A 26,061-nucleotide genomic window follows, 5' to 3' on the forward strand; every position below is an offset into this window, starting at 1 on the left:
GGGGAAGTTTTGGCGCTGCTACTTGTAGCGGTAAACGATGCGACCACGGGAGAGGTCGTAAGGCGAAAGTTCGACGACGACCCGATCCTCGGGAAGGATGCGAATGTAGTGCTGCCGCATCTTTCCGCTGATGTGAGCGAGGACCTTGTGGCCGTTCTCGAGCTCAATACGAAACATCGCATTGGGCAACGGTTCGACTACGCGTCCCTCGACCTCGATGGCCCCGTCCTTCTTTGCCATATCCTCCGCGATCCCGGCATGATGCCTGGTAACTGTGGTTGCAACCTTTGCAGCGTGGCGTGCGCCGACGATCTAGCTTACCGGCATTTGGCCAATCGGGCCAATTGGCCACCTGCTCCCCCGCAACTGGCACTATCGATGGCCATGCGTGCACTGGTACAACGCGTCAGTTCCGCCAGCGTTTCAGTCGACGGCACGGTGACCGGCGAGATCCGTCCAACTGGGCAGGGACTGCTCGTCCTCGTCGGCGTCACCCATTCCGACACCCGCGAGATCGCGCAGCGACTGGCGGCCAAACTGTGGCAGTTGCGCATTCTCGATGACGAGCGCTCGGCCAGTGAGGTCGACGCGCCGATTCTGGTGGTCAGCCAGTTCACCCTCTATGCCAACACCGTGAAGGGACGGCGACCGTCTTGGAATGCGGCCGCGCCGGCCGCTGTCGCCGAACCACTCGTCGAATCGTTTGCCGACGCGCTGCGCGGCCTGGGGGCACATGTACAGACCGGGATATTCGGGGCGCACATGCAGGTGGAGTCGGTCAACGACGGGCCGGTGACCGTCCTGCTGGAGCTGTAGCTCAGCTGGGCCGCGGTGTGAGGATTCGCGGGCCGTCCTCGGTCACCGCCACGGTGTGTTCCCAGTGCGCCGCCCGACTGCCGTCGACGGTGACCACCGTCCAGTCGTCGGCGAGCACCTTCGTTCGCGTTGACCCGAGGGTGAGCATCGGCTCGATCGCCAGCGTCGAACCCACCACCAATTCCGGACCCCGTCCGGGCGCACCCTCGTTGGGCAGGAACGGGTCCATGTGCATTTCCTGGCCGATGCCGTGCCCGCCGTAGCCATCAACGATGCCGTACTTGCGGCCGTGCGCTTCCTCGGCCGCGTGGGTGCCCTGCTCGATCGCGTACGACACATCGGTCAACCGGTTGCCCGGCAGCATGGCCGCGATCCCGGCTTCCATAGACAGCCGGGTCGCCTCGCTGAGCAGCTCGTCGGCCTCGATCACCGTGCCGACACCGAACGTCCACGCCGAGTCACCGTGCCAACCGTCGAGAATGGCCCCGCAGTCGATCGAGATCAGGTCGCCGTCGGCGAGGACGTCCTCCGCTGACGGGATGCCGTGCACCACCCGCTCGTTGATCGAGGAGCAGATCGAACCCGTGAAGCCGTGGTAGCCCTTGAACGACGGAACCGCACCGGCGTCGCGGATAACCTGCTCGGCGATCGCGTCGAGTTCGAGCGTGGAAACGCCGGGTTTCGCCGCTTCCCGAACCGCGACCAAGGCGGCACCGACAACCGCGCCGGCCGCAGCCATCGCGTCCAGCTCCCCCGGCGTCCGGAACGGAACGACCTTGCGCTTGCGGCCGAACACCATGGTCGTCTCGTGTCCTACTGGCCGAGCGCCCGCAACGCGCGAGCGTTCACTTCGTCGACCTCGCCGAAGCCGTCCACGGTGACGACCAGGGCGCTGTAGTAGTCGAGCAACGGCTCGGTCTCAGCGTGGTAGACCTCGAGGCGGTGGCGGATGACGGCTTCGGTGTCGTCGGCGCGACCACGCGAGAGCATCCGCTGCACGACGATGTCCTCGTCCACGACAAAACGGAGCACCGCGTCGAGCTTGACGTCGAGGCCCTCGAGAATCTCACCGAGCGCGTCGGCCTGACCGACCGTGCGCGGAAAGCCGTCCAGGATGAAGCCGGTGGCCGCGTCGGGTTCGGCAACGCGTTCCTTCACCATCTTGTTGGTGATTTCGCTCGGCACCAGGTCGCCCGCGTCGAGGTACTTCTTTGCCTCGATCCCCAGCGGGGTCTGTTCCCCGATGTTGTACCGGAACAGGTCCCCGGTCGAAATGTGCGGAACGCCGAGCTTCTGCGCCAGCAGGACAGCCTGCGTTCCTTTACCGGCTCCGGGTGGGCCGAGCAAAACGATTCTCACTTGAGGAACCCTTCGTAGTTGCGCTGCATCAGCTGGCTTTCAATCTGCTTGATCGTGTCGAGGCCGACGCTGACCAAAATCAACACCGAGGTGCCACCGAACGGCAGGTTCTGTACCCCGCCGTTGGCACCGATGTCGAGGAACAGGTTCGGCAGTACCGCGACCACGCCGAGGTAGATCGACCCCGGCAGCGTGATCCGACTCAACACGAAGTTGAGGTAATCCGCGGTTGGGCGCCCGGGCCGGATGCCCGGAATGAATCCGCCGAACTTCTTCATCTCGTCGGCGCGCTCTTCTGGATTGAACGTGATCGCCACGTAGAAGTACGTGAAGAACAAGATCAGCCCGAAGTAGATGGCAATGTAAACCGGATTACCAGGGTTGACCAGGTATTCCTGAATGATCTTCTGCCACCAACTCGGATTGGCCGCCGTTGATGCCGAAGTCAATTGTGCGACAAGATTGGGCAAATACAGCAGCGACGAGGCGAAAATCACCGGAATAACGCCGGCCTGGTTGACCTTCAGCGGCAGGTACGTCGATGATCCGCCGTACATCCGGCGGCCAACCATGCGCTTGGCGTACTGCACCGGGATACGGCGCTGACCCTGCTCCACGAAGACGATGCCCACGATGATCAGGAATGCCGCGAGACAGACGAGACCGAAGACCAATCCGCCGCGGCTGTCAAGGATGTTCTTGCCCTCCGACGGAATGCGCGAGGCGATACCGGCGAAGATCAGCAGCGACATGCCATTGCCGATGCCGCGTTCGGTGATCAACTCGCCGAACCACATCACCAGCGCGGCTCCGGCGGTCATCACCAGCACCATGGTGATCAGGCCGAAGATGCTCTGATCAGCGATGATGTCTTCCTGACAGCCCTGCAACAACTGACCGCGCGCGGCGAGGGCGATCAGGCCGGTGGCTTGCAGAATCGACAGCGCGACGGAGAGATAACGCGTGTACTGCGTCATCTTGGCTTGGCCGGACTGGCCTTCCTTCTGCAACTCCTCGAAGCGCGGAATGACGACGGTAAGCAACTGAATGATGATGCTCGCCGTGATGTACGGCATGATCCCGATCGCGAAGACCGACAGATGCAGCAGCGCCCCACCGGAGAAAAGGTTGATCAGCTGGTAAATGCCAGCATTCTCGCCGCCGGAAATCTGGTCGATGCACTTCTTGACATTGCCGTAGTCGACTCCGGGCGACGGCAGTGCGGCACCGAAGCGGTACAGGGCGATCAACCCCAGCGTGAAGAGAATCTTCCGCCTCAAGTCCGGGGTCCTGAAGGCCGACGTGAAGGCGGAAAGCACTAATCCTCCTGGCATTCAACACAGCCGCACCCATTGCAGCGGTGCGGCGTTGACGTGGCCACCTCTCGGGCAGGCAACTGAAAAGAACTCTAACAGTGGGCCGAACCAGTTCTGCCGTCGCGCCAAATGCCCGGCGCGACGGCAGAACGACGTCCTATGCGAGTTCGGTAGCGGTCCCGCCGGCGGCGACGATCTTGTCCCGGGCAGCGCCGGAGAACTTGTTGACGGTGACCTGCGCGGCCACCGAGATCTCACCCTCGCCGAGCACCTTCACCAACTCGTTCTTGCGAACGGCACCCTTGGCGACGAGGTCGGCAACGCCGATCTGCCCGCCTTCGGGGAACAGTCGCGCGATGTCACCGACGTTGACCACCTGGTACTCGGTGCGGAACGGGTTGTTGAAGCCCTTGAGCTTGGGCAGCCGCATGTGAATCGGCATCTGCCCGCCCTCGAAGGCGGCCGGGACGTTCTTGCGGGCCTTGGTGCCCTTGGTACCGCGACCCGCGGTCTTACCCTTGGAACCCTCACCGCGACCAACCCGAGTCTTCTCGGTCTTGGCACCCGGCGCGGGACGCAGGTGGTGCAACTTGATGGTCATTTAACTTCCTCCACCGTGACGAGGTGGCGCACGGCGTTGATCAGGCCGCGGTTCTGCTCGTTGTCCTCACGGATCACCGACTTGCGGATGCCCCGCAGGCCCAAGGTCCGCAGGCTGTCGCGCTGATTTTGCTTGGTGCCGATCGTGGACTTGATCTGGGTGACTTTCAGTTGCGCCATGATTAGGCCCCCTGTCCTGCACGGGCCCGCAGCATGCCGGCCGGAGCCACGTCCTCGATCGGCAGGCCACGACGAGCGGCCACCTCTTCGGGACGCTGCAGCTGCTTGAGCGCGGCGACGGTCGCGTGCACGACGTTGATCGCATTGTCGCTACCGAGCGACTTGGACAAGATGTCGTGGATGCCCGCGCACTCGAGCACGGCGCGCGCCGCGCCACCGGCGATCACACCGGTACCCGGGCTGGCCGGGCGCAGCATGACGACGCCGGCGGCCGCCTCGCCCTGCACCGGGTGCGTGATGGTGCTGCCGATCATCGGGACCCGGAAGAATCCCTTGCGGGCCTCTTCGACGCCCTTCTGAATGGCGGCCGGAACTTCCTTGGCCTTGCCGTAGCCGACACCGACCATGCCGTTGCCGTCACCGACGATCACCAGGGCGGTGAAGCTGAAGCGCCGACCACCCTTGACGACCTTGGAGACACGGTTGATGGCGACCACGCGCTCGAGGTGGTTGCTCTTCTCGGCCGAGTCGCGACCGCCGCGGCGGTCGTCGCGCCGATCGCGTCCGCCGCGGTTGTCACCGCGGCCTTCGTTGCTTGGTCCGTTCGCTCCGGCGGGTCCGCTGCCACCGTCACGCCTTTGACGTCCCGGCATCAGGCGTTCCTTCCGTTGTTCGGGCTAGTGCAATCGGTGTGCTTGTGCATTAGAACTTCAACCCACCTTCGCGTGCGGCGTCGGCGAGCGCGGCGATGCGGCCGTGGTAGCCGTGACCACCGTGGTCGAAGACCACAGTGTCGATACCGGCAGCCTTGGCCCGCTCGGCAATGAGCTGGCCGACCTTGGCGCTGAGCGCCTTCTTGTCGCCCTCGGCGTTGCGCAGGTCGGCCTCGATGGTCGACGCGGCGGCCAGCGTGTGGCCTTTGGTGTCGTCGACGAGCTGCACGTGGATGTGGCGCGAGGACCGGTTGACCACCAGCCGCGGCCGCTCCGGGGTGCCGGAGATCTTCTTGCGCAGGCGCAGGTGCCGACGGGTCTTCGACAGCCGCCGAGTGGTGGAAGCGTCCTTGCCCAGCGGGATCCGCTTGGCCTTCTGGTTTTCCGTCTGGCTCATATCACTTACCCGTCTTTCCGACCTTGCGGCGGACCTGCTCGCCCGCGTAGCGAATGCCCTTGCCCTTGTACGGGTCCGGGCGGCGCAGCCGGCGGATGTTCGCGGAAATCTGGCCGACCTTCTGCTTGTCGATGCCCGAGACCGAGAACTTGGTCGGCGACTCGACGGCGAAGGTGATGCCCTCGGGCGCCTCGATCGGCACCGGGTGGCTGTAACCGAGCGCGAATTCCAGCGTCGTGCCCTTGAGGGCGACGCGGTAACCAACGCCGAAGATTTCCATCTTGGTGGTGTAGCCCTGGGTGACGCCGGTGATCATGTTGGCGACCAGGGTGCGGTGCAGGCCGTGCAGGGCGCGGCTGCGGCGCTCGTCGTTCGGCCGGGTCACGGCGATGGCGCCGTCGTCGTTGCGGGCGACGCTGATGGGCTCGGCGACGGTGAGGCTCAGCTCGCCCTTCGGGCCCTTCACCTTGACGTCCTGGCCGTCGATGGTGACGTCGACGCCGGACGGAACCGGCACGGGGTGCTTACCAATACGCGACATGTCTGCTGACCTCCCTTACCAGACGTAGGCGAGGACTTCCCCGCCTACACCTTGCTTGGCCGCCTGGCGATCCGTCAGCAGGCCGGACGACGTGGAGATGATCGCCACGCCGAGGCCGCCGAGGACCTTGGGCAGGTTGGTCGACTTTGCGTACACCCGCAGACCCGGCTTGGAAACGCGGCGCACGCCGGCGAGGCTGCGCTCGCGGCTCGGGCCGTACTTCAGGTCGACGATGAGGGTCTTGCCCACTTCGGCGTCTTCGGTGCGGTAGTCGGCGATGTAGCCCTCACGCTTGAGGATCTCGGCGATGTTCGCCTTGATCTTGCTGTGCGGCAGCTTCACCTGATCGTGGTACGCCGAGTTGGCGTTGCGCAGACGTGTCAGAAAGTCTGCGATCGGATCGGTCATGGTCATGGTTCGACCTCGACACCTTTCTCGCTGCGGTTCCCATGCAACACCGCGCACGCGCGATCGTGGGCCTACAGCAATTCGGCTGGTCCGCCCCGGCTCTTGCCGGACGGAATGAGTTCGCGTCGCCGGGCATAGCTGTGCCCGGGCAACCGCTCAAGTGTAGGCAACGTCGTGGCCGCGGCCAAATCGAAGCCTGACGACGAACGGGTGGTTAGCGGTCCGCGCCTCGGCGACGGTCCGCTAACCACCCGTTCGGTAACAGGTAACGAATTACCAGGAGCTCTTGTGCACGCCCGGCAGTTCGCCGCGGTGCGCCATTTCGCGCAGGCACACGCGGCACAGGCCGAACTTGCGGTATACGGCGTGCGGCCGGCCGCAACGCTGGCAGCGGGTGTAGGCACGCACCGCGAACTTCGGCTTCTTCGCGGCCTTGTTGATCAGTGCTTTCTTGGCCATCAGTTCTCCTTGAACGGGAAGCCGAGGTGACGGAGCAGGGCACGACCTTCGTCGTCGTTGGTCGCGGTGGTCACGACGGTGATGTCCATACCGCGCGGCCGGTCGATCTTGTCGACGTCGATCTCGTGGAACATCGACTGTTCGTTGAGACCGAAGGTGTAGTTGCCGTTGCCGTCGAACTGCTTCGGCGAAAGGCCGCGGAAGTCACGGATACGCGGCAACGCGATCGACGTGAGGCGGTCGAGGAACTCCCACATCCGGTCGCCGCGCAGCGTGACGCGGGCGCCGATCGGCATGCCCTCACGCAGCTTGAACTGCGCGATCGACTTGCGGGCCTTGCGGATCTCCGGCTTCTGGCCGGTGATCAGCGCCAGGTCACTGACGGCGCCGTTGATGAGCTTGGCGTCGCGTGCGGCGTCGCCCACACCCATGTTGACGACAACCTTGACCACGCCCGGGATCTGCATCACGTTGGCGTAGTTGAACTCTTTGTTGAGCGCGTCGCGAATTTCGTTGCGGTAGCGCAGCTTCAGGCGGGGCTGGACCTTCTCAGTGGTAGTCATGCTCAGATGTCCTTCCCGTTGCGACGGGAGATACGGACTCGCTTGCCGTTCTCGTCGGTGCGGTAACCGATGCGGGTCGGCTTGCCGTCGGAGTCGATCACCATCACGTTGGAAGCGTCGATGGGTGCTTCCTGTGTGACGATGCCGCCCGACTGCGCGCCCCGCTGGTTCGCCGAAACAGAGGTGTGCTTCTTGATCCGGTTCACGCCCTCGACGAGCACCCGGTTGTCCTTCGGGTAGGCCTGAATGACCTTGCCCTTGGCGCCCTTGTCCTTACCCGAGATGACGAGCACGGTATCGCCCTTGTGCACCTTCATGTCAGAGCACCTCCGGGGCCAGCGAAACGATCTTCATGAAGCGCTTGTCGCGCAGTTCGCGCCCGACCGGGCCGAAGATGCGGGTTCCACGCGGGTCACGGTCGGCCTTGATGATGACCGCGGCGTTCTCGTCGAAACGGATGTAGGAACCGTCCGGACGCCGGCGCTCCTTCTTGGTCCGCACGATGACGGCCTTGACCACGTCGCCCTTCTTCACGTTGCCACCGGGGATCGCATCCTTGACGGTGGCGACGATAATGTCGCCGATTCCGGCGTAGCGGCGCGACGATCCACCGAGAACGCGGATGCACAGAATCTCCTTGGCACCCGTGTTGTCGGCGACGCGCAGCCGCGACTCCTGCTGAATCACTACCTTCTCCTTGACCTGGATCTGTAATGCACGCCGGATTACCGACCCGACGGGCATGGCCGTGCCGCCATCCGCACAAGCGCCTGCCTGCAACTTTGATCAATTGCAGTGGGTTCGCCGCCGGATTGCGGGCGATACACCCGCAGGCAACCGCTCAAGTGTAGGCGAAGCCGCAGGTGGAGACCAAATCGATGATCGACTGAGTCAATCGAACCCGACAAAACGCCAATGAAGGCTATGCTAACTTAGGGTCACCTATCCAAAATCGACGGGAGTAATCGATGACCACCCGAATTCGCCGCCTGGCCGCCGCGCCGATGGCCGCTGCCGCGATCTTCACCGCAGCCGGCTTCGCGGTCGCCGTAGCACCGACCGCGGTCGCCGCACCGGCCACACCATCACCCGGTGAGTTGCAGGCTAAGTTGCAGTCGGCGCTGAACGGCGACGCGAACGAACTCGAATCGGGCGACGCCGCCGCGCTCAACGTGGTCCGTGACCGGATCAGCCAGATCCCCGGCTACAACTGGAGCGTTTCCGGTCCGGTCGCCGTTGACGGCGACGCCCTGCATGCGACATTGCACAGCCGGTTGGGGAACTACGACTACCCGGTGAATCTCACCTGGGTCGACGCCGGCGGCACCTGGAAGCTGTCGCAGGCCAGCCAGGACGAACTCGTCGGCATGGCGACGCTGCAGAACCCCAACTGAGCGTCGAAACGAAAATGACCCCCGCCAGCTCGGGCGGGGGTCATTTTGTTTCGGGCTTTACTTCGCCTTCTCCAGGATCTCCACGAGCCGCCAGCGCTTGGTGGCCGACAGCGGACGGGTCTCCATCAGCTGAACGCGATCACCGATGCCGGCGATCTCATTCTCGTCATGCGCCTTCACCTTGGTGGTGGTGCGGATGATCTTGCCGTAGAGCGGGTGCTTAACCCGGTCCTCGAGCTCGACGACGATGGTCTTGTTCATCTTGTCCGAGACCACGTATCCGACCCGGACCTTACGGCTGCCGCGCTCCTGCGTCACTGCACTTTCCTTCTCATTGCTAGTCATGCGACATCACCCGCCGGCCCGGTGGCAAGACCTAGCTCGCGCTCGCGCAGGACCGTGTAGATGCGCGCGATCTCGTGCCGGACGACGCGCAACCGACGGTTGTTGTCGAGCTGGCCGGTCGCCATCTGGAAGCGCAGGTTGAACAGCTCTTCCTTGCTTTCGCGCAGCTTGGCCGCCAACTCGTCGTCGGAGAGCTCGCGGAGCTCTGCGGCTGGTGTTCCGGTAGCCATCAGAACTGCTCCTCCCTGGTCACGATCCGGCACTTGCACGGCAGCTTGTGCATCGCGCGGCGCAGCGCCTCGCGAGCGATTTCCTCGTTCGGGTAGCTCATCTCGAACATGACCCGACCCGGCTTGACGTTGGCGATCCACCACTCCGGCGAACCCTTACCGGAACCCATTCGGGTTTCGGCGGGCTTCTTGGTGAGCGGGCGATCCGGGTAGATGTTGATCCAGATCTTGCCGCCACGCTTGATGTGCCGGGTCATGGCGATACGAGCCGACTCGATCTGCCGGTTGGTGATGTAGGCCGGCTCGAGCGCCTGAATGCCGTACTCACCGAACGCGACCGACGTACCGCCCTTGGCGTTGCCCGAACGGCTGGGGTGATGCTGCTTGCGGTGCTTGACCCGCCGTGGCATCAGCATGGTCTCAGCCCTCCTGTGTTTCTGCCGGAGCCTCGGCCACCGCAGTGGCAGCGCGCCCGGCCTCGGTGCTGGTCGCAGTGGTGCCCGAAGCACCCGAGCGACGCGGACGGCTCGGCCGCTCGCGACGCGGACGGTCACCGGCCGGAGCGGCAGCGGCGGCGAGCTCGCGCTTGCCACCGACGATGTCGCCCTTGTAGATCCAGACCTTCACGCCGATCCGGCCGAAGGTGGTCTTGGCCTCGTAGAGCCCATAGTCGATGTCGGCGCGCAGCGTGTGCAGCGGCACCCGACCCTCGCGGTAGAACTCCGAGCGGCTCATTTCGGCGCCACCGAGGCGGCCCGAGCACTGCACCCGGATGCCCTTGACGTTGGGCTGACGCATGGCCGACTGGATCGCCTTACGCATGGCGCGACGGAACGCGACACGGTTGGACAGCTGCTCGGCCACACCCTGGGCCACCAGCTGAGCCTCCGACTCGGCGTTCTTGACCTCGAGGATGTTCAGCTGCACCTGCTTGCCGGTCAGCTTCTCCAGGTCGGCGCGAATACGGTCGGCCTCCGCGCCGCGGCGACCGATGACGATGCCCGGACGTGCGGTGTGGATGTCCACCCGGACGCGGTCGCGCGTGCGCTCGATCTCCACCTTGGCGATGCCGGCGCGCTCCATGCCGCTGGCCAACAGCTTGCGGATCGCGACGTCTTCCTTCACGTAGTCCGCGTACTGCTTGTCCGCGTACCAGCGCGACTTCCAGTCGGTGGTGATACCGAGGCGGAAGCCGTGCGGGTTGATCTTCTGTCCCATTTATTTGGCTCCCTTGCTCGAGGCGCCACCGCGACGGTTGCGAGCGTTGCCGGCCTTGCTCGGCACGCTCTCGACCTCGATGGTGATGTGGCTGGTGCGCTTGCGAATCCGGAATGCCCGGCCCTGGGCACGCGGTTGGAACCGCTTCAGGGTGGCGCCCTCGTCGACGTAGGCCGTCGAGATGACCAGGGTGTCCGGGTTCAGCCCGAGGTTGTTCTCGGCGTTGGCCGCCGCGCTGGCGACGACCTTGGCGACCGGCTCACTGGCGGCCTGCGGCGCGAACTTGAGTATCGCGAGCGCGTCGGCAACCGAACGGCCGCGGACCATGTCCACGACGCGGCGAGCCTTCATCGGCGTCACCCGCACGTGCTTGGCAGTGGCCCGAGCGGTCGGGTTCTGAACTGGTGCAGTCATTCTCCGTTACCGCCTCTTGCTCTTCCGGTCATCCTTGATGTGGCCCTTGAACGTGCGGGTCGGCGCAAATTCACCGAGCTTGTGGCCCACCATCGACTCCGAAACGAACACCGGCACGTGCTTGCGGCCATCGTGGACCGCAAACGTGTGACCGATGAAGTCGGGGATGATCGTGGAACGACGCGACCAGGTCTTGATGACCTGCTTGGTGTTCTTCTCGTTCTGGGCGTCCACCTTCGCAAGGAGGTGGTCGTCGACGAACGGGCCCTTCTTCAGGCTGCGTGGCATTTGTTACCTCCTCCTCTAGCGCTTCTTGCCGGTACGACGGCGGCGGACGATCAGCTTGTCACTCGGACGGTTCGGCTTGCGGGTGCGGCCTTCCGGCTGACCCCACGGGCTCACCGGGTGGCGGCCACCCGAGGTCTTGCCCTCACCACCACCGTGCGGGTGGTCGACCGGGTTCATGACCACACCACGCACGGTCGGGCGCTTGCCCTTCCAGCGCATCCGGCCGGCCTTACCCCAGTTGATGTTGCTCTGCTCGGCGTTGCCGACCTCGCCGACCGTGGCGCGGCAGCGCACGTCGACGCGACGGATTTCACCGGAAGGCATACGCAGCGTGGCGTAGGGGCCTTCCTTACCGAGCAGCTGGATGCTCATGCCCGCGGCGCGGGCCAGCTTGGCGCCACCGCCCGGACGCAGTTCCACGTTGTGCACGGTGGTACCGGTCGGGATGTTGCGCAGCGGCAGGTTGTTGCCGGGCTTGATGTCGGCGGTCGGGCCGGACTCGACACGGGCGCCCTGCACCAGGTCCTTCGGCGCGATGATGTAGCGCTTCTCGCCGTCGGCGTAGTGCAGCAACGCGATGCGGGCGGTGCGGTTGGGGTCGTACTCGATGTGCGCGACCTTGGCCGGGATGCCGTCCTTGTCGTTGCGGCGGAAGTCGATCAGCCGGTAGGCCCGCTTGTGACCGCCACCGCGGTGCCGGGTGGTGATCCGGCCGTGCGCGTTGCGGCCGCCGGACTTGCTCAGCGGACGGATCAGCGACTTTTCCGGGGTGGACCGGGTGATCTCGGCGAAGTCCGACACACTGGCGCCACGACGGCCCGGTGTTGTCGGCTTGTATTTACGGATAGCCATTACGCGACCGGTCCTCCGAAGATCTCGATGGGCTTGCTGTCGGCCGAGATGGTCACGAGCGCGCGCTTGGTGTTCTTGCGCTTGCCGTAGCCGAACCGGGTCCGCTTGCGCTTGCCCTGACGGTTGGCGGTGTTGACGCTGGTGACCTTCACGCCGAAGACCTTCTCCACGGCGATCTTGATCTGCGTCTTGTTCGAATCCGGGTGCACCAGGAAGGTGTAGGTGCCCTCCTCGATCAGCCCGTAGGACTTCTCGGAAATGACCGGCGCGAGCAGGATGTCGCGGGGATCAGCGATGGTTGGCATTCGGATCACTCCCCATCTTTCTGGGCAGACTCAGCCGGCCCGTGAATGAACGCGTTGAGCGCCTCCACGCTGAACACCACGTCGTCGCTGTCGAGCACGTCGTAGGTGTTGAGCTGGTCCGGGGCCAGAATGTGCACGTCCGGCAGGTTGCGCGCACTCTTCCACGCGGTCACGTCATCGCGGCCCACCACGAGCAGGAACTTGCGACGGTCCGACAGCTCACCGAGGAACGACTTGGCGTTCTTCGTGGACGGCGTCTGACCGGCGACGAGCTCGGTGATCACGTGGATGCGCTCGTTGCGCGCCCGGTCCGAGAGGGCACCACGCAGCGCGGCGGCCTTCATCTTCTTGGGAGTGCGCTGGCTGTAGTCACGCGGCTGCGGGCCGTGCACGGTGCCACCACCGGTGAACTGCGGTGCGCGGGTCGAACCCTGGCGCGCGCGGCCGGTGCCCTTCTGGCGGTACGGCTTGCGACCACCACCGCGGACCTCGCCGCGGGTCTTGGTCGAGTGCGTGCCCTGCCGTGCCGCGGCGAGCTGAGCCACCACAACCTGGTGCATCAGCGCGATGTTCGCGGTGACGTCGAAGATCTCGGCCGGCAGTTCGACGGTGCCGTTGGTCTTGCCGCCCGGCGCTTTCACGTCGAGCTTGAGCTTCGTCTCGGTGCTCGTCATGCTCGTGCACCACCCTTCGCTGCGCTCTTGACGACCACCAGGCCACCCTTGCGGCCCGGGATCGCACCCTTGATCAGCAGAATCCCGTTTTCGGCGTCCACCTTGTAGACCGACAGGTTCTGCGTGGTGACGCGGTCGTTACCCATGCGTCCCGACATCCGGGTGCCCTTGAACACGCGGCCCGGCGTGGCGCAGCCGCCGATGGAACCGGGCCGACGGTGCACGGCCTGAGCACCGTGGCTGGCGCCCTGACCGGCGAAGCCGTGGCGCTTCATGGTTCCAGCGAAGCCCTTGCCCTTGCTGGTGCCCGTGACGTCGACGAACGCGCCGTCCTCGAACACGTCGGCGGTGACTTCCTGGCCCACCTCGTAGCTGCCTGCGTCCGCGAGCCGAATCTCCACGATGTGGCGGCGCGGGGTGACGCCGGCCTTGGCGAAGTGGCCGCCGACCGGCTTGTTCACCTTGCGCGGGTCGATCGCGCCGAAGGCCAGTTGCACGGCGCTGTAACCGTCGCGCTCTTCGGTACGAACCTGGGTGACGACGTTCGGGCCCGCCTTGACGACGGTCACCGGAACGACGCGGTTGTTGGCGTCGAAGACCTGCGTCATGCCGAGCTTGGTGCCGACGATGCCCTTCGCAGGCCTCACCTTGTTGTTGTTCTCGCTCATTCCTGGTCCCCGGCTCACTGAATGTTCACGTCGACGCTGGCCGGCAGGTCGATGCGCATGAGGGCGTCAACCGTCTTGGGCGTCGGGTCGAGGATGTCGATCAGCCGCTTGTGCGTGCGCATCTCGAAGTGCTCGCGCGAGTCCTTGTACTTGTGCGGCGAACGGATGACGCAGTACACGTTCTTTTCGGTGGGCAACGGCACCGGTCCGACGACCCGGGCGCCCGTGCGGGTCACCGTCTCGACGATCTTGCGCGCGGACGCGTCGATCGCCTCGTGGTCGTAGGCCTTGAGCCTGATGCGGATCTTTTGTCCCGCCACGCTGAGTGTCCTTTTCTTGCCGCTGTTGGTCCCGCTGACGCGGGAGCCCGTCTTGAAGAAATAGGCCCACCGGCTCGTACCGCCGGGCCTACTCGTCTAGCACAATCTCGTGCAGCTACCGGCCCATGACCTGGCTGGTCGGAGAGCAACGCCCGGCGGCCGACACCCACACGGGGTCATCGATCCGCTCGCCGCTGTTCACCTGTCATGGTTCTCCGGTCCACGCGGTCGGGCGTGTCGCCTTTCCGCACATTCTTCAGCCCTCCTCCGATCGACTCGGTGGGCATCCAAACGTGTCCCGGATGCGCTCGAAAGAACGCTGGGTTACTGCTCGTGGTCCTGCAATTCGCACCTGAGTGAGCCCACACGAAGGCGTGCCCGGCTCAAGGCAACCCGAACAGTATGCCGCAGCGCCTCGGTGAGTTCAAATCCGCCTCAACACCCGCGGCCGAGGCCCAAGCGCATGCACTGCGCAGGCACGGTTGAATGGACGGATGACCAACACCAACGAGGTGGATGTCTGCGTCGTCGGACTCGGACCCACCGGCCAAGCCGTCGCACACCGGGCGCTTTCGGCCGGGCTGACCGTGACGGCCATCGACCCGCGCCCGGACCGGCTCTGGGGCCCGACCTACTCCTGCTGGATCGATGAACTGCCCGGCTGGCTGCCCCGTCGCGTCATCGCCTCGCGGATCGACAAGCCGACCGTGCATGCCAACGCCGAGCACCGGATCGACCGCCCGTACGCCGTGCTGTCCAAGCCGCTGTTGCGTGCGGCCATGCCCATCGACGGCGCGACCGTGATCGCCGGCCGCGCGGCTCGGGTCGAGGGCCACCTCGTGGAGACCGCCGATGGTCGGACCGTTCGCGCGGCGGCCGTCATCGATGCCCGCGGTCTGCCGCCCACCCAGAACCGACCAGCCGCGAGCGCGCACGGCATCTTCGTCGACGCCGACCGCGCCGCCGGGTTCGTCGGTGCGGGTGAAGGCCTGCTGCTGGACTGGCGCGACGAAAACGGCGCCGGTCCCGATGAGCCACCGTCCTTCCTCTATGCGGTGCCGATCGGAGACGGCACGGTGATCTTCGAAGAAACCAGCCTCGGACTGCACGGCGGCATGTCACAGAAGGAGCTGCGGCGCCGCACCGTCAACCGCCTCGCCGCGCACGGCATCGCGCTCACCGGCGACGAGCCCAGCGAGGCCGCGCACTATCCCTTAGATCAGGCGCCACCGAGGCGGCGGCACCGCAACCAACCGATCCCCTTCGGCTCGCGCGGCGGCATGATGCACCCATGTACCGGCTACAGCGTCGCCGATTCGCTCGCGTTGGCCGACACCCTGATCGATGCGCTGCAAACCGGCGACGATGCCGTGCGCAAGCTCTGGACCACGAATGCGCGACTCGTCTATTGGATGCGCATGCGCGGGCTCAACGGATTAGGCCGACTGACCACGCCGCAGTCGCGGGCGATGTTCGAGTCCTTCTTCACAGCCTCACCGCGCGGTCAAGCAGCGCTGCTCTCCCAACATGACGACGCAATTGGGCTTGCCGCGGTGCTTGTTTCCACCGTCGCGCACACCTGGCCGTTCCACTGGCGCTTCGACCTGGTCGGCTGGACCAACCGCCATCGCTGGGATCAGTCGGCGAGGTTGTAGAGCCAGTAGCGCCACAACTCGCCCGCGTAGCTCTCGATCGGTGGCACCGAAACATCCGTTCCGGCGAGCGCAGCGACCGTTCTGGTGGAGTCGAACCGGCACGTGAACTCGGTGTGCTCGATGACTTCGGCCGGCACGCCGAGCGCCGGCGCGACAATCCGCTGAACCCCCGGAATCCGCATGGCCAGCGTCATCGCGGGATGCGGCAGTACGGCGCGCAGGTGCGGGGCGCTCGCCTCGTCGGCGAACAGGTTCATCACGTCGATGGTTTTCTGCGGTTCTGGGTTCACCAGGTGAAAGGCGCAACCGTCGAGGTCGGGAACATGCGCGATCTGGTCCATGGCCTTGGCGACATAGTCCACCGGCACCACGTTGGTTTCCCCGAGATCGGGCACCAGCAGCGGTATCCGGTTCGGGATGCGACCCGCCGCCCGCAGCGCCCGGAAGAAGTAGTACGGACCGTCGATCTTGTCCATCTCGCCCGTCTTGGAGTGCCCGACCACGATGGAGGGCCGGTACACCCGCCACGGCCGCGCACATTCGCGCCGGACTATCCGCTCCGATTCGAACTTGGTGCGGTGATACGGCGAGGGCAGTTCCTGGCCCTCGTCGAACATGTCCTCGGTAAACACGCCCTCGTAGAGGCCCGCGGCCGCCACCGACGACGTGTGGTGCAGCGATCCGACTTCCAGCCTGTTGGCGACCTCGACCGCGTTGCGGGTGCCGCCGTTGTTGAGCCGCTCGTTGTCCTCGTCGGAGGCAGTCATGTCGTAGATGGCCGCCAGGTGGAACATTCGATCGATCCGACCGCGGTGCTCATCGATCCACTCCCGGTCGATTCCCAGCGCCGGTTGGGCCAAGTCGCCCACCACGGGATGGACCAGTTCGGGTGAACCCCACTGCGCCGCCCGGTTCGCAAGCTTTCGCTCCGACCCCGCGCGGACGAGAACGTGCACGTCCTCGCCGCGACGCAAGAGCTCCGGAACAAGGAATCGACCGATGAAACCGGTTGCGCCGGTTACCAGGTATGCCATTGGTTCACCCTAGTAACGCACCGGCTCACCCGCCTAGGCTCGCCGCACCTTGACTCATCCGTAATTGTCCCTTTACGACCTTGCCGCTGGCGTTGCGCGGCAATTCGTCGACGATGACGAGCTCTTTGGGGTGCTTGTAGCGGGCCAGGTTTTCGTTGAGGAAAGGCTCCAACTCCGCGAGCGTCAGGTCCGCGCCGTCGGCGAGCGCGACCACAGCCACCGGCACCTCGCCCCACTTCTCGTCGGTACGCCCGATCACCGCGGCCTCGCGGATTTTCGGGTGCGCGAACAGCACGTTTTCCACCTCAGCGCAGTAGATGTTCTCGCCGCCGGAAATGATCATGTCCTTCTTGCGGTCGACGACGTAGATGAAGCCTTCCTCGTCCTGTCGCACCAGGTCGCCGGAGTGGAACCACCCGCCGGCGAACGCCTCGGCGGTGGCCTCCGGTTTGTTCCAGTAGCCCTGCATCAGCGTAGGCCCGCGGTAGACAATTTCCCCGACCTCGCCAGGCGCGACGTCGTTCATCTCGTCGTCGACGATCCGGGTGGCGATCGTCGGGATCGGCTTGCCGACCGAACCGAGCTTCCGGATGGCGTCCGTCCCGTCGAGGACGCAGGTGATCGGCGACATTTCGGTCTGCCCGAACACCGCGACGTTCAGCGCGTCCGGGAAGGTCTCCGACATCGCGCGCAGCACCGTGTCCGACGCCGGCGCCGCACCCCAACTGATGACGCGCAGCTTCAAATCGCGTTGGCGCACAGTCGGATCCGCGCAGATAACCTGCCATTGGGCCGGTACGAGGAACACCGAGGTCGCTTGCTCGCGCTCCCAGGCGTCCAGCGTCTCGGAGGCGTTGAACGCGCCCAACGGATGAATGACCGTGGTGATTCCGAGCACCAGGTTCGGGGCGATGCTGCCCAGCCCGGCGATGTGGAACAGCGGCGCCGCGCAGAAGTAGATGCTGTCCGGGGCCGTCTGCAGAGCCCGGATGCAGGTGAACGCCTGACCCTGCATGTTGCCGTGCGAGAGGATCGCGCCCTTGGGGCTGCCGGTGGTCCCGGAGGTGTACATGATCAGTGCAGGCGTGTCCTCGGGAATATCGAGCGGCGAGTGCTTGTCACCGAGTTCGGCGACCAGCGACTCATAGGCGAGGGCATCGCCGATCGGTTCGGCGCCGAGCACCACCGTGAACTCGAGCGAAGTCTCCCCGCCACGCACCGCCGCGACCAGGGGCGCGAGCGCAGCCTCGGTGATGACCGCCCGCGCCCCGCTGTCGGCGACGATGTAGCCGAGTTCCGGCGGGGTCAGCCGAAAGTTGACCGGCACCGCTATCGCACCGAGCGCATTGATGGCCAGCACGGCCTCGACGTATTCGGGATGGTTGAGCAGCACAATCAACACCCGGTCGCCGAAGCCGACGCCGCGGCGGGCCAGGGCATCGGCGAGCGATTCCGACCGCTCGTGCAGTTGCCGCCACGTCGTGTTCGCGCCGCGGTAGCGAAGCGCCACCTGGTCCGGCCGCATCTCGGCGTGCATCTCGACCTGGTTGTTCCAGTGATTGCGCCGGGCCCGCAGCGGTTGCTCGGTGGCGTTCTTCCGCACGAGTTCATTCACTGCCCAAACACCGCCTTACGCTTGGCGAACAGCGCGTCGACGCCCTCCCGGAAATCGGCCGAGCCGAGCAACTCGATCTGTCCGCGCTTCTCCTCGACAAGAACCTCGCCGAACACACTCAAGCTTGCCCGGTTCAAGGCCGCTTTGGTCAGCTCTTGCGCGCGTCGGGGCCCGTTGGCGAGTTTGGCTGCCACCGCCTCGACCCGCGCGTCCAGTTCGTCGGCCGGCAGCGCCGCGTTGACCATGCCGTCGACGACCGCCTGCGTTGCGGGCAGCCGCTCCCCCAGCAGCGCCATTTCCTTCGCCCGCGCCCGGCCCGCCGACGCGGCCACCAGCGCCGCGGCTCCGCCGTCGGGCATCAACCCGATGTTGATGAAGGCCAACAGCAGATAGGCGTCCGTACTGGCATAGACGAGGTCGCAGGCGAGCGCCAGCGCAACGCCGATCCCCGCGGCCGCACCGTTGACCCGCGCGATCACCGGAACCGGACAGTCGATGATCGAGCGCACCATCCGGTTGGCGGCGTTCATGGTTTGCTCGTGATCCGGCTCGTCGCCCGCTAGGTCGGCCCCGGCACAAAAGGCCTTGCCTGCTCCGGTCAGAATCACCGCCCGGACGGTGGGGTCGGCGGCGAATCCGGAGAAACAATCGCCGAGCGCGATCATCGCGTCCATATCGATCGCGTTGAGTCGGTGCGGTTTGGTGAGGGTCACTCGCGCGATCGCACCGTCGCGAACAACCTCGAATCCAGCGGTGAGAGAAGAGGTTCCCGACATTGCTAGCTCCTGACGGCGATCGGTTCGGCGACGATTTCCCGAAGCCGGCCCGTGATGATGTCTTCGGCCTCGGTGACCATCCGTTCGACCAGTTCCGCCACCGTTGGGATGTCGTGAATCAGGCCCTGCGATTGACCGGCCGACCAGATGCCGGCGTCGAGATCGCCGTTCTCGAACACCTTTCGTCCGCGCTGGCCGCTGACCAGGTCGCGGATGTCGTCGAAGCCGCCACCGGACTTCTCGATTTCAACGACCTCGCGGCTGATGGCGTTGTCGGCAACCCGGGCGGTGTTGCGCAGCGTGCGGAAGATGAGCTGGGTGTCGAGTTCGCTGTTGGCGACGATCTGTTCCTTCACCTGCTGGGCGACCGGTGATTCCTGGGTGCACATGAAGCGCGTTCCCATGTTCACCCCGTCGGCGCCGAGCGCGAGCGCGGCAACCAGTCCCTGTGCATCGGCGATGCCGCCCGAGGCAATCATGGGAATCGTCAGGTGCCGGGCCGCGGCCGGAATCAAGATCAGCCCCGGTATGTCGTTCTCACCGGGGTGGCCGGCGCATTCGAACCCGTCGATGCTGACTCCGTCGACGCCAACCTGTTGTGCCTTGATGGCGTGCTTGACACTCGTGCATTTGTGCAACACCTTGACGCCGGCGTCCTTCAGGTGCGGCAGATGCGTCGCCGGGTTGCCGCCCGCGATCTCGACGATCTTCACTCCGCTGTCGATGATCGCCTGCCGGTATTCCTCGTACGGTGGCGGCGTGATCGACGGGAGGATGGTCAGGTTCACCCCGAACGGCTTGTCGGTCAGTTCGCGGCAGCGCTCGATCTCGAGCCGCAGATCGTCCGGCGTGGGTTGGGTGAGTGCCGTGATGAATCCGAGGGCGCCCGCGTTGGCGACAGCCGCCACCAACTCGGCACGGCCGACCCACATCATTCCGCCCTGCACTATCGGATGTTCGACCCCGAAAACTTCGGTGAACCGCGTTCGCAACATCTTGCCCGACCTCTCTGTCGACACGTCGTCCGCTAACCACACATCCTTGCGAATTGTGGTTAACTTATGGGCAACGTTCGCGACTGTCAACAACGGGCGATCAGCAGGGGCACACCGTTGGGAGCCGCGCGCGGATGGCAGGCTCTAAGAAGCACGAAACGGCGATGGAAGGAGCGGGCGATGCAGGCGCACTCGGCGACCAGCGACGCCGGCGCGACATCACCGCCGGTGCGGCGGCGGCCGCGCGATCGAAAGTCGCAAATCATCAAGGTCGCCTCCCGCGCCTTTTCCGAACGCGGTTACCACCCAGTCGGCGTTGATGAGATCGCCGCCGAACTCGGCATCTCCGGCCCGGCGATGTACCGCCATTTCCCGAACAAATACGCGCTGCTGGTTGCCTGCGCCGAGACTGGCGCGCAGCTATTGCTCAGCAGCACAACGCAAGTCGACGGTTCGAGCGCCGAACCGGCGGATCAGCTGCGCGGCGTGATCGCCGGGTTGGTGGGCGCGACCGTCGACAACCGGCGCGGCGGCGGGCTGTACCGCTGGGAGCGGCGCTACCTGGAACCCGAGGACCGCAAGCGGCTGCGCGGCATCTACGACGCCGTCAACGCCGCTCTGGAAAAGCCGTTGCGCGGACTACGCCCGGACCTGACCGACGCCGACGCACAACTGCTCACCAACGCAGCACTCAGCGTGATCGGCAGCATCACCGCGCACCGCGTGACCGCACCGGCGCAACGACTCGAGGCGATCGTCGCCGAACTGGCCTGGCAGGTGCTCACCACCGAGTTGCCGCCGCCACCGGACCCAGCCGAGCCGCCACGCGTGCGCGAACCGGGACTTACCGTCTCGGCCAAGCGCGAGGTGCTGCTGACCGAGGCCGTCAAAATATTCAGTGCCCGCGGCTACCACGAGACGAGTATCGAAGAAATCGGCGCCGCGGCCGGAATGAACGCCTCGAGCGTGTACCGGCACTTCCCCAGCAAGGCCGAACTGCTGGCGGCCGCGTTTTACCGGGCCGGCGACAGGCTGGCGGTATCGATCGCCGACGCACTTGCCGAATCCAGTGATGCGCGCCAGGCAGTCGAGCGACTCGCCGAGCGCTACGTCGAGTTGGCGTTCGCCAGCCCGGAGCTCATTGCCGTGTACTTCGCCGAGTTCGGAAACCTGCCCGAGAGCGAACGATCCAATTTACGCGCGATTCAGCGCCAAAACGTCGCGGAGTGGGTGCACCTGCTCATCGAGACGGGTATCGATCCAGTCGATGCTCGGCTGCGCGTGCATGCCGCGCTGGGCGTGGTGGTCGACATCGGCCGACTCAACCGATTCGACCGCCGCCCCGCAACGGTGCGCCGGGTACAGCAACTGGTGAACGCGGTGGTATTCGGCAACTAGCCGCGGGCGTGACGAGCCTTGAAGACCGCGCGCGCGATACGCAGATGCCGCGGCTTGCGATCGAGGGTGAACAGGTCGAACGGACCCTTGTACTTGCGCCGCACGATGGCCTTGCTCCGACTGAACTCGCGCAGCCCGTCCGCACCGTGCACCCGACCGAATCCGGAATCGCCGACACCGCCGAACGGCAACTCCGGCACGGCTGCAAAGCCGAGTACGGAGTTGATCGTGACCACACCGGCCCGCAGTCGCTCCGCCGTGCGCTGCGCCGTCTTCAGATCGCGGGTGAAGATCGAGGCACCGAGGCCATAGGCCGACGCGTTGGCCCGCGCGACCGCGTCGGACAGGTCCTTCACCTTGTTGACGACGGCCACCGGGCCGAACGTTTCGGCGGTGACCGCGAGCGAGTCCTCGCTCACGTCGGTGAGGATGACCGGTTCGACGTACGGCTCGCGGATCGACTCCGGTCCGCCCAACGCAGCGGTCGCGCCGTGGGCGATGGCGTCGCGGATGTGTTCGCGAATCACCTCGATCTGCGCGTCGTTGGTGATCGGACCGTAGGAGGCCGTGCGGTCGGCCCCGGGCCGCAACCGCTTGGCACCGGCGACGAATTGCTGCAGGAACCGGTCGTACACGGATTCCGCGACGTAGATCCGCTCGATGCCCGCGCAGGTCTGCCCAGCGTTGCCGAATGCGCCGAACAGCGCGGCCTCCACCGCCTGCTCGATGTCCGCATCGACGTGCACGATCATCGCGTCCTTGCCGCCGGACTCGATGGTCACCGGGGTAAGGGTATCCGCACAGGCCGCCATGACTTTGCGCGCTGTCGCGGTGGACCCAGTGAACGCGATCTTGTCCACCCGCGACCGGCACAGGGCGGCGCCTGTCGACCCGTCACCGGTGACTGCTTGCAGCACAGGCTGATTGGGCGCCAGTCGGCTCCAGCTTTCCGCCAGTTGTGTGCCGACACCGGGTGTGAGTTCGCTCGGCTTGAAAACGACGCTGTTGCCGGCGGCCATGGCGTAGGCGATCGATCCCAGCGCGCTGAAGACGGGATAGTTCCAGGACCCGATGACCCCCACCACTCCATAGGGCTCGTAACCGACGGTGGCCACCTGGTTCTTGGCGAACAGTCCGCGGTGCACGCCGTGCCGGCCGAGCACGTCACGCGCATTACGCGCCGCCCAGTCGAGGTGCTCTACGGCGAGCATGACCTCGAGATACGCATCGCCGTATGGCTTACCGGTTTCCTGGGCGACCGCTTCGGCCAAATCCTTGGCCGATCGCGCGATGGAACGCTTCCAGTCGAGCAGCCATCTTTTGCGGCCCGAGAAACCGAGGTTGCCCCACCACTGCTGCGCGGATCGCGCCTCCCGAACCGCGCGGGTGAGTTCGCTAGCGGTCATTTGGGCGTAGTCGCCGGTGACCTCGCCGGTGCGGGGGTCGAAGGACGTCAACACCCGCGTGCCGGTAGTGGACGGCGTCGCGGTCGCGGGAGCATCGGGAGCCTCGGTGCCGTTCACCGTTTCAGCCATGTGGTCTCCCTCCGAGCGTCGTGGGGTGGTGATCCGGGCGCTGCTTTGGGCCTCGCGTCAAATATATGTGAAGGACGGCAATCGCTCCTGAGTCGTTATCTTGGCCACATCTGCCCCAATTACCTCAATTAGGTGATGGGCGTTGTGGTTTCATTGCGCGCCCGCAGACAAGCCACTCGGTTCAGAATCGTGGCGCCGCTCGCCGACGGATCTCATACGGCAGCCGTGACGTGGTGTCCAGGTAGCATCGCCTCGACCGACGCTGTAGGAAATCCGACGATTCTCCCGGGGTGGTGACACTCCCCGGGCAGCGTCACCAAGGAGATGGGAAGCGATGGCTGGATCCACTGACGCCGCCGTAGTGGTCGAGGGCATCGAAAAGTCGTTCGGCGACGTCCACGCCCTGCGTGGGGTGACGTTCACTGCCGAACGCGGCACAGTCCTCGGCGTGCTGGGCCCCAACGGCGCCGGCAAGACCACCACTGTGAAGGTGCTGTCCACACTGCTGCGCCCGGACCGCGGCCGAGCGGTCGTGGCCGGCCACGACGTGGTCAGCGACGCCGCGGCGGTGCGGCGTTCGATCATGATGACTGGCCAGTACGCCGCGCTGGACGAGAACCTGTCCGGTCGCGAGAACCTCGAACTCTTCGGCCGGCTCATGGGCCTTCCGAAGGCCGCCGCACGGCGTCGTGCGGACGAATTGCTCGAACAATTCGACTTGGTCAGCGCCGGTCGCCGCCCGGTCAACGGCTATTCCGGCGGCATGCGGCGCCGCGTCGACCTGGCCTGCGGACTCGTCGTTCGCCCGGAGGTCGTCTATCTCGACGAGCCGTCCACCGGGCTGGACCCGCGCAGCCGCCAGTCGGTGTGGTCGCTGGTCAACGCACTCAAGGATCAGGGCATCACGGTCCTGCTCACCACCCAGTACCTGGAAGAGGCCGACGTCCTCAGCGACAAGATCGTCGTCATCGACAAGGGGTCGGTGATCGCCGAAGGCACCGCCGATGAACTGAAGGAACGCACCGGCGGCAGCTTCTGTGAGGTGGTCCCGCTGCAGCTGGCCGATCTGCGTCGCACCCTCGACGCGCTCGGCGACCTCGTCCCGGCGGACGTCCGCAATGAAGCGCTGACTGCCGGCGCCGATCGGGTGTCGGTGCCCGCCCCCGACGGCGCGGCCACGCTGGCCGTGGCGGTGCGCCGGCTCGACACAGCGGGTGTGCGCATCGCCGATATCGCGCTGCGCCGGCCGTCCCTCGATGACGTCTTCCTGGCCATCACCGGTCACGCGGGCAGCCACGTATGAGCGAACCGCCGGCGCTGACCGCGCCCCTCACCGATGGACAGGTGCCGTCCGATGTGCGTCTCGGCTGGTCGGAGTCGCCGCCGCCGAAGGTTTCCGGGCTGCAGCAGTGGTGGGCGCTGACTGCGCGAATCCTCGCCGTCATGGTCAAGACCGAACTGCCGGTCGCGATCATCACTCCGCTCATCTTCACGCTCGGCTTCTATCTGCCCTTGCGGTACGTGATGAAGTTCCAGGGGATCGATTATGCGCAATTCGTCATGCCGATCATCGTGCTGAACACAATGTCGTTCACGATGAATTCGGTGGCGTTGCGGTCGGCGTACGAGGCAGCCAGCGGGTTGTCGGACCGCATGCGCACGATGCCCATCTCCGCGCTGGCCCCGTTCGGGGCCCGAATTGTCAGCGGTGTGATCCGCTCGATCATTTCGCTCATCGCTGCGTTGCTGTACGGATACGCCATCGGCTTCCGATTCGTGGCCGGGTTCGGGCAGGCGGTGTTGTTCTGCGCGTTCTCGCTCGCGGTCGGCACCATGCTGTCCATCGGTGCCGACGGACTGGGTTCTTATACGAAGAGCCCCGAGGCACTCAGCCAAGCGCTGACGTTGCCGGTGATCATCTTCGGCATGTTGTCGACGGGATTTGTGCCGGAAACGGGCTTTCCGCACTGGATCCGTCCGTTCGTCCGCAACCAGCCGATCTCGCAGTTTTCGGTGTCGATGCGTGACATGGCCGAACATGGCGTGAGCTTTCATGTGCTCTGGCCGTCACTGATCTGGTTGGGACTCGGATTCTTGGTGTTCACGCCGTTTGCGGTGTGGGTGAATGGACGGCGCGGATGACTGCTGTGGATACGACCCGGACTAGCGCCCTCGCGCTGCCCGCGGCGGAGCGGATCCGGAGTGAAAACTCCATCATCGCGCTGGCCGAGCAGAGCGTTGTGCAATGCAAGCGCCTGGTGATCACCTGGCTGCGCGACATACCGACGCTCGCGCAGGCACTCGCGTTCCCGGCGCTGACGCTGGTGATGTTCAAGATCGTCCTGGGCGATTCCATCACCATGGCGACCGGTATGCCCAGCGTCTACGGTCAGGTGCCGATGATCATGCTGGTCGGCGCGATGACCGGTGCCACAGTCAGCGGCATCTACCTCAACGTGGAGCGACGGACGGGACTGCTCAGTCGCTTCGCGACCATGCCCGTCCACCGCGCCTCCGGGCTGGCGGGACGGCTACTCGCCGAGGCGCTGCGGGTGTTGACCACCTCGATCGTGGTGATGCTCACCGGCGTGATTCTCGGGTTCAGGTTCCACCAGGGATTCTTTGCCGGCGTGGCGTTGGTTTTGTTGCCGGTGCTGTTCGGCGTCGCCTTCGCGTTGCCCATCACGGCAATGGCAACCGTTTCCGGCGGCGCGCGGTTGGTGGAATTGACCGGCTTGCTGATCACCCTGCTGATGTTTTTCAACTCCGGGTTCGTGCCGGTGCTCGCCTACCCCACGTGGCTGCAGAGCACGGTGGCCAACCAGCCGATGTCGTGCGCCATCGAGGCGATGCGCGGGTTATCGCTGGGGGGTCCGGTCCAAGAACCGCTGCTGAAGACCGTCGCGTGGTGTGTCGGGTTGGTGGTGGTGTTCACCTACCCAGCGGTGCGCGGCTACCGCGCGGCGGCAGAGCAGGGCGGAGAATAGAGCTCC

37 protein-coding genes are annotated in these 26,061 nt (G+C 65.5%); 7 read left to right on the plus strand and 30 right to left on the minus strand.

All coding sequences use genetic code 11. The annotated features are described in order from the left end of the window. Positions 1–18 precede the first annotated feature (18 nt). A complete protein-coding gene (gene infA, locus FOS14_RS01745; RefSeq protein ID WP_003418601.1) occupies positions 19–240 on the minus strand; it encodes a translation initiation factor IF-1 in 222 nt (73 codons plus the stop codon). A 144-nt stretch (positions 241–384) separates the two neighbouring features. Here infA and dtd point away from each other — a divergent pair, with 144 nt between their 5' ends. Next, on the plus strand, positions 385–816 hold the full coding sequence (gene dtd, locus FOS14_RS01750) for a D-aminoacyl-tRNA deacylase (protein ID WP_143768518.1): 432 nt from the start codon (positions 385–387) through the stop codon (positions 814–816). Position 817: 1 nt separating this feature from the next. On the opposite strand, the gene map is transcribed toward dtd, so the two are convergent. The 13 genes from map to rplN form a co-directional block, all read right to left on the minus strand. After that, positions 818–1,615 (minus strand): type I methionyl aminopeptidase, encoded by a 798-nt coding sequence (gene map, locus FOS14_RS01755; RefSeq protein WP_143768519.1) that lies wholly within the window; start codon positions 1,613–1,615, stop codon positions 818–820. A gap of 14 nt (positions 1,616–1,629) precedes the next feature. Next, positions 1,630–2,175, minus strand: coding sequence for an adenylate kinase (locus tag FOS14_RS01760; protein WP_143768520.1), 546 nt, complete (start codon positions 2,173–2,175; stop codon positions 1,630–1,632). Further along, the gene (gene secY, locus FOS14_RS01765) at positions 2,172–3,494 is read right to left on the minus strand and encodes a preprotein translocase subunit SecY (protein ID WP_143768521.1); all 1,323 of its coding nucleotides are present in this window, start codon (positions 3,492–3,494) and stop codon (positions 2,172–2,174) included. The genes FOS14_RS01760 and secY overlap by 4 nt, the downstream gene beginning before the upstream one ends. Positions 3,495–3,648: 154 nt before the next feature. Then, entirely contained in the window at positions 3,649–4,092 is a 444-nt protein-coding gene (rplO, locus tag FOS14_RS01770) for a 50S ribosomal protein L15 (RefSeq protein ID WP_143768522.1), read from the minus strand. Further along, positions 4,089–4,271, minus strand: a complete 183-nt coding sequence (gene rpmD / locus FOS14_RS01775) for a 50S ribosomal protein L30 (RefSeq protein WP_143768523.1) — start codon at positions 4,269–4,271, stop codon at positions 4,089–4,091. The genes rplO and rpmD overlap by 4 nt, the downstream gene beginning before the upstream one ends. Before the next feature lie 2 nt (positions 4,272–4,273). Further along, a complete protein-coding gene (gene rpsE, locus FOS14_RS01780) occupies positions 4,274–4,924 on the minus strand; it encodes a 30S ribosomal protein S5 (RefSeq protein ID WP_143768524.1) in 651 nt (216 codons plus the stop codon). 49 nt (positions 4,925–4,973) lie between these two features. After that, positions 4,974–5,381 carry a 50S ribosomal protein L18 gene (gene rplR, locus FOS14_RS01785; RefSeq protein WP_143768525.1) on the minus strand — a complete coding sequence of 136 codons (408 nt, stop codon included), beginning with the start codon at positions 5,379–5,381 and terminating at the stop codon, positions 4,974–4,976. A gap of 1 nt (position 5,382) precedes the next feature. After that, positions 5,383–5,922 carry a 50S ribosomal protein L6 gene (rplF, locus tag FOS14_RS01790; RefSeq protein ID WP_143768526.1) on the minus strand — a complete coding sequence of 180 codons (540 nt, stop codon included), beginning with the start codon at positions 5,920–5,922 and terminating at the stop codon, positions 5,383–5,385. Between the two features lie 15 nt (positions 5,923–5,937). Continuing rightward, on the minus strand, positions 5,938–6,336 hold the full coding sequence (gene rpsH, locus FOS14_RS01795) for a 30S ribosomal protein S8 (RefSeq protein ID WP_143768527.1): 399 nt from the start codon (positions 6,334–6,336) through the stop codon (positions 5,938–5,940). Positions 6,337–6,603: 267 nt separating this feature from the next. After that, positions 6,604–6,789, minus strand: coding sequence for a type Z 30S ribosomal protein S14 (locus tag FOS14_RS01800; protein WP_143768528.1), 186 nt, complete (start codon positions 6,787–6,789; stop codon positions 6,604–6,606). Beyond that, complete coding sequence (gene rplE / locus FOS14_RS01805; protein ID WP_143768529.1) at positions 6,789–7,352, minus strand: 50S ribosomal protein L5; 564 nt, start codon at positions 7,350–7,352, stop codon at positions 6,789–6,791. Before rplE ends, FOS14_RS01800 begins: the two co-directional genes overlap by 1 nt. Positions 7,353–7,354: 2 nt before the next feature. Then, positions 7,355–7,669 carry a 50S ribosomal protein L24 gene (gene rplX / locus FOS14_RS01810; protein WP_143768530.1) on the minus strand — a complete coding sequence of 105 codons (315 nt, stop codon included), beginning with the start codon at positions 7,667–7,669 and terminating at the stop codon, positions 7,355–7,357. Between the two features lies 1 nt (position 7,670). Then, positions 7,671–8,039: a 50S ribosomal protein L14 gene (rplN, locus tag FOS14_RS01815; protein WP_143768628.1), complete on the minus strand. Its 369-nt coding sequence runs from the start codon at positions 8,037–8,039 to the stop codon at positions 7,671–7,673. A 281-nt stretch (positions 8,040–8,320) separates the two neighbouring features. Between rplN and FOS14_RS01820 the strand changes: the two genes are divergently transcribed. After that, complete coding sequence (locus FOS14_RS01820) at positions 8,321–8,746, plus strand: hypothetical protein (RefSeq protein WP_143768531.1); 426 nt, start codon at positions 8,321–8,323, stop codon at positions 8,744–8,746. A 57-nt stretch (positions 8,747–8,803) separates the two neighbouring features. On the opposite strand, the gene rpsQ is transcribed toward FOS14_RS01820, so the two are convergent. Genes rpsQ through rpsJ form a run of 11 tightly spaced genes read right to left on the minus strand, consistent with a single transcriptional unit; the run spans position 8,804 to position 14,060 of the window. Next, positions 8,804–9,091 carry a 30S ribosomal protein S17 gene (rpsQ, locus tag FOS14_RS01825; protein ID WP_143768532.1) on the minus strand — a complete coding sequence of 96 codons (288 nt, stop codon included), beginning with the start codon at positions 9,089–9,091 and terminating at the stop codon, positions 8,804–8,806. Continuing rightward, complete coding sequence (rpmC, locus tag FOS14_RS01830; RefSeq protein WP_143768533.1) at positions 9,088–9,321, minus strand: 50S ribosomal protein L29; 234 nt, start codon at positions 9,319–9,321, stop codon at positions 9,088–9,090. Before rpmC ends, rpsQ begins: the two co-directional genes overlap by 4 nt. After that, positions 9,321–9,737, minus strand: a complete 417-nt coding sequence (gene rplP / locus FOS14_RS01835; RefSeq protein WP_143768534.1) for a 50S ribosomal protein L16 — start codon at positions 9,735–9,737, stop codon at positions 9,321–9,323. The genes rpmC and rplP overlap by 1 nt, the downstream gene beginning before the upstream one ends. A gap of 4 nt (positions 9,738–9,741) precedes the next feature. Next, positions 9,742–10,539: a 30S ribosomal protein S3 gene (gene rpsC / locus FOS14_RS01840; protein WP_143768535.1), complete on the minus strand. Its 798-nt coding sequence runs from the start codon at positions 10,537–10,539 to the stop codon at positions 9,742–9,744. After that, the gene (rplV, locus tag FOS14_RS01845; protein WP_143768536.1) at positions 10,540–10,953 is read right to left on the minus strand and encodes a 50S ribosomal protein L22; all 414 of its coding nucleotides are present in this window, start codon (positions 10,951–10,953) and stop codon (positions 10,540–10,542) included. A 6-nt stretch (positions 10,954–10,959) separates the two neighbouring features. Next, on the minus strand, positions 10,960–11,241 hold the full coding sequence (rpsS, locus tag FOS14_RS01850) for a 30S ribosomal protein S19 (RefSeq protein ID WP_143768537.1): 282 nt from the start codon (positions 11,239–11,241) through the stop codon (positions 10,960–10,962). A gap of 15 nt (positions 11,242–11,256) precedes the next feature. Next, a complete protein-coding gene (gene rplB / locus FOS14_RS01855; protein ID WP_143768538.1) occupies positions 11,257–12,093 on the minus strand; it encodes a 50S ribosomal protein L2 in 837 nt (278 codons plus the stop codon). Further along, the gene (gene rplW / locus FOS14_RS01860; RefSeq protein ID WP_143768539.1) at positions 12,093–12,398 is read right to left on the minus strand and encodes a 50S ribosomal protein L23; all 306 of its coding nucleotides are present in this window, start codon (positions 12,396–12,398) and stop codon (positions 12,093–12,095) included. Before rplW ends, rplB begins: the two co-directional genes overlap by 1 nt. 5 nt (positions 12,399–12,403) lie before the next feature. Continuing rightward, the gene (rplD, locus tag FOS14_RS01865) at positions 12,404–13,072 is read right to left on the minus strand and encodes a 50S ribosomal protein L4 (RefSeq protein ID WP_143768540.1); all 669 of its coding nucleotides are present in this window, start codon (positions 13,070–13,072) and stop codon (positions 12,404–12,406) included. Further along, complete coding sequence (gene rplC / locus FOS14_RS01870; protein WP_143768541.1) at positions 13,069–13,740, minus strand: 50S ribosomal protein L3; 672 nt, start codon at positions 13,738–13,740, stop codon at positions 13,069–13,071. The genes rplD and rplC overlap by 4 nt, the downstream gene beginning before the upstream one ends. Before the next feature lie 14 nt (positions 13,741–13,754). After that, complete coding sequence (gene rpsJ / locus FOS14_RS01875) at positions 13,755–14,060, minus strand: 30S ribosomal protein S10 (RefSeq protein ID WP_003938093.1); 306 nt, start codon at positions 14,058–14,060, stop codon at positions 13,755–13,757. Positions 14,061–14,554: 494 nt separating this feature from the next. On the opposite strand from rpsJ, the gene FOS14_RS01880 reads away from it, so the two are divergent. After that, a complete protein-coding gene (locus tag FOS14_RS01880) occupies positions 14,555–15,715 on the plus strand; it encodes a lycopene cyclase family protein (RefSeq protein ID WP_143768542.1) in 1,161 nt (386 codons plus the stop codon). Here the strand turns inward: FOS14_RS01880 and FOS14_RS01885 are convergent. The 4 genes from FOS14_RS01885 to FOS14_RS01900 all read right to left on the minus strand — a co-directional run bounded on the left by FOS14_RS01885 (position 15,697) and on the right by FOS14_RS01900 (position 20,135). After that, entirely contained in the window at positions 15,697–16,749 is a 1,053-nt protein-coding gene (locus FOS14_RS01885; protein WP_143768543.1) for an SDR family oxidoreductase, read from the minus strand. The genes FOS14_RS01880 and FOS14_RS01885 overlap by 19 nt on opposite strands. A gap of 25 nt (positions 16,750–16,774) precedes the next feature. Continuing rightward, positions 16,775–18,286, minus strand: coding sequence for a fatty-acid--CoA ligase FadD5 (fadD5, locus tag FOS14_RS01890; RefSeq protein WP_370512148.1), 1,512 nt, complete (start codon positions 18,284–18,286; stop codon positions 16,775–16,777). Positions 18,287–18,360: 74 nt separating this feature from the next. Continuing rightward, on the minus strand, positions 18,361–19,140 hold the full coding sequence (locus FOS14_RS01895) for an enoyl-CoA hydratase (RefSeq protein WP_143768544.1): 780 nt from the start codon (positions 19,138–19,140) through the stop codon (positions 18,361–18,363). 2 nt (positions 19,141–19,142) lie between these two features. Further along, positions 19,143–20,135: a nitronate monooxygenase family protein gene (locus tag FOS14_RS01900; protein ID WP_185981565.1), complete on the minus strand. Its 993-nt coding sequence runs from the start codon at positions 20,133–20,135 to the stop codon at positions 19,143–19,145. Between the two features lie 180 nt (positions 20,136–20,315). Between FOS14_RS01900 and FOS14_RS01905 the strand changes: the two genes are divergently transcribed. Then, positions 20,316–21,533 (plus strand): TetR/AcrR family transcriptional regulator, encoded by a 1,218-nt coding sequence (locus FOS14_RS01905; protein ID WP_143768545.1) that lies wholly within the window; start codon positions 20,316–20,318, stop codon positions 21,531–21,533. Here the strand turns inward: FOS14_RS01905 and FOS14_RS01910 are convergent. Further along, positions 21,530–23,068: an aldehyde dehydrogenase family protein gene (locus tag FOS14_RS01910; protein ID WP_143768546.1), complete on the minus strand. Its 1,539-nt coding sequence runs from the start codon at positions 23,066–23,068 to the stop codon at positions 21,530–21,532. The two genes, FOS14_RS01905 and FOS14_RS01910, sit on opposite strands and share 4 nt — an antisense overlap. A 334-nt stretch (positions 23,069–23,402) precedes the next feature. On the opposite strand from FOS14_RS01910, the gene FOS14_RS01915 reads away from it, so the two are divergent. The 3 genes from FOS14_RS01915 to FOS14_RS01925 are packed head-to-tail and all read left to right on the plus strand — an operon-like array spanning position 23,403 to position 26,055. Next, positions 23,403–24,371, plus strand: coding sequence for an ATP-binding cassette domain-containing protein (locus FOS14_RS01915; RefSeq protein ID WP_143768547.1), 969 nt, complete (start codon positions 23,403–23,405; stop codon positions 24,369–24,371). Beyond that, positions 24,368–25,210 (plus strand): ABC transporter permease, encoded by an 843-nt coding sequence (locus FOS14_RS01920; protein WP_143768548.1) that lies wholly within the window; start codon positions 24,368–24,370, stop codon positions 25,208–25,210. Before FOS14_RS01915 ends, FOS14_RS01920 begins: the two co-directional genes overlap by 4 nt. Continuing rightward, positions 25,207–26,055 carry an ABC transporter permease gene (locus tag FOS14_RS01925; protein WP_143768549.1) on the plus strand — a complete coding sequence of 283 codons (849 nt, stop codon included), beginning with the start codon at positions 25,207–25,209 and terminating at the stop codon, positions 26,053–26,055. The genes FOS14_RS01920 and FOS14_RS01925 overlap by 4 nt, the downstream gene beginning before the upstream one ends. The last annotated feature ends 6 nt before the right edge of the window (positions 26,056–26,061 follow it).

It is taken from the genome of Skermania sp. ID1734, assembly GCF_007489285.1.
Taxonomy (GTDB): Bacteria; Actinomycetota; Actinomycetes; order Mycobacteriales; family Mycobacteriaceae; genus ID1734.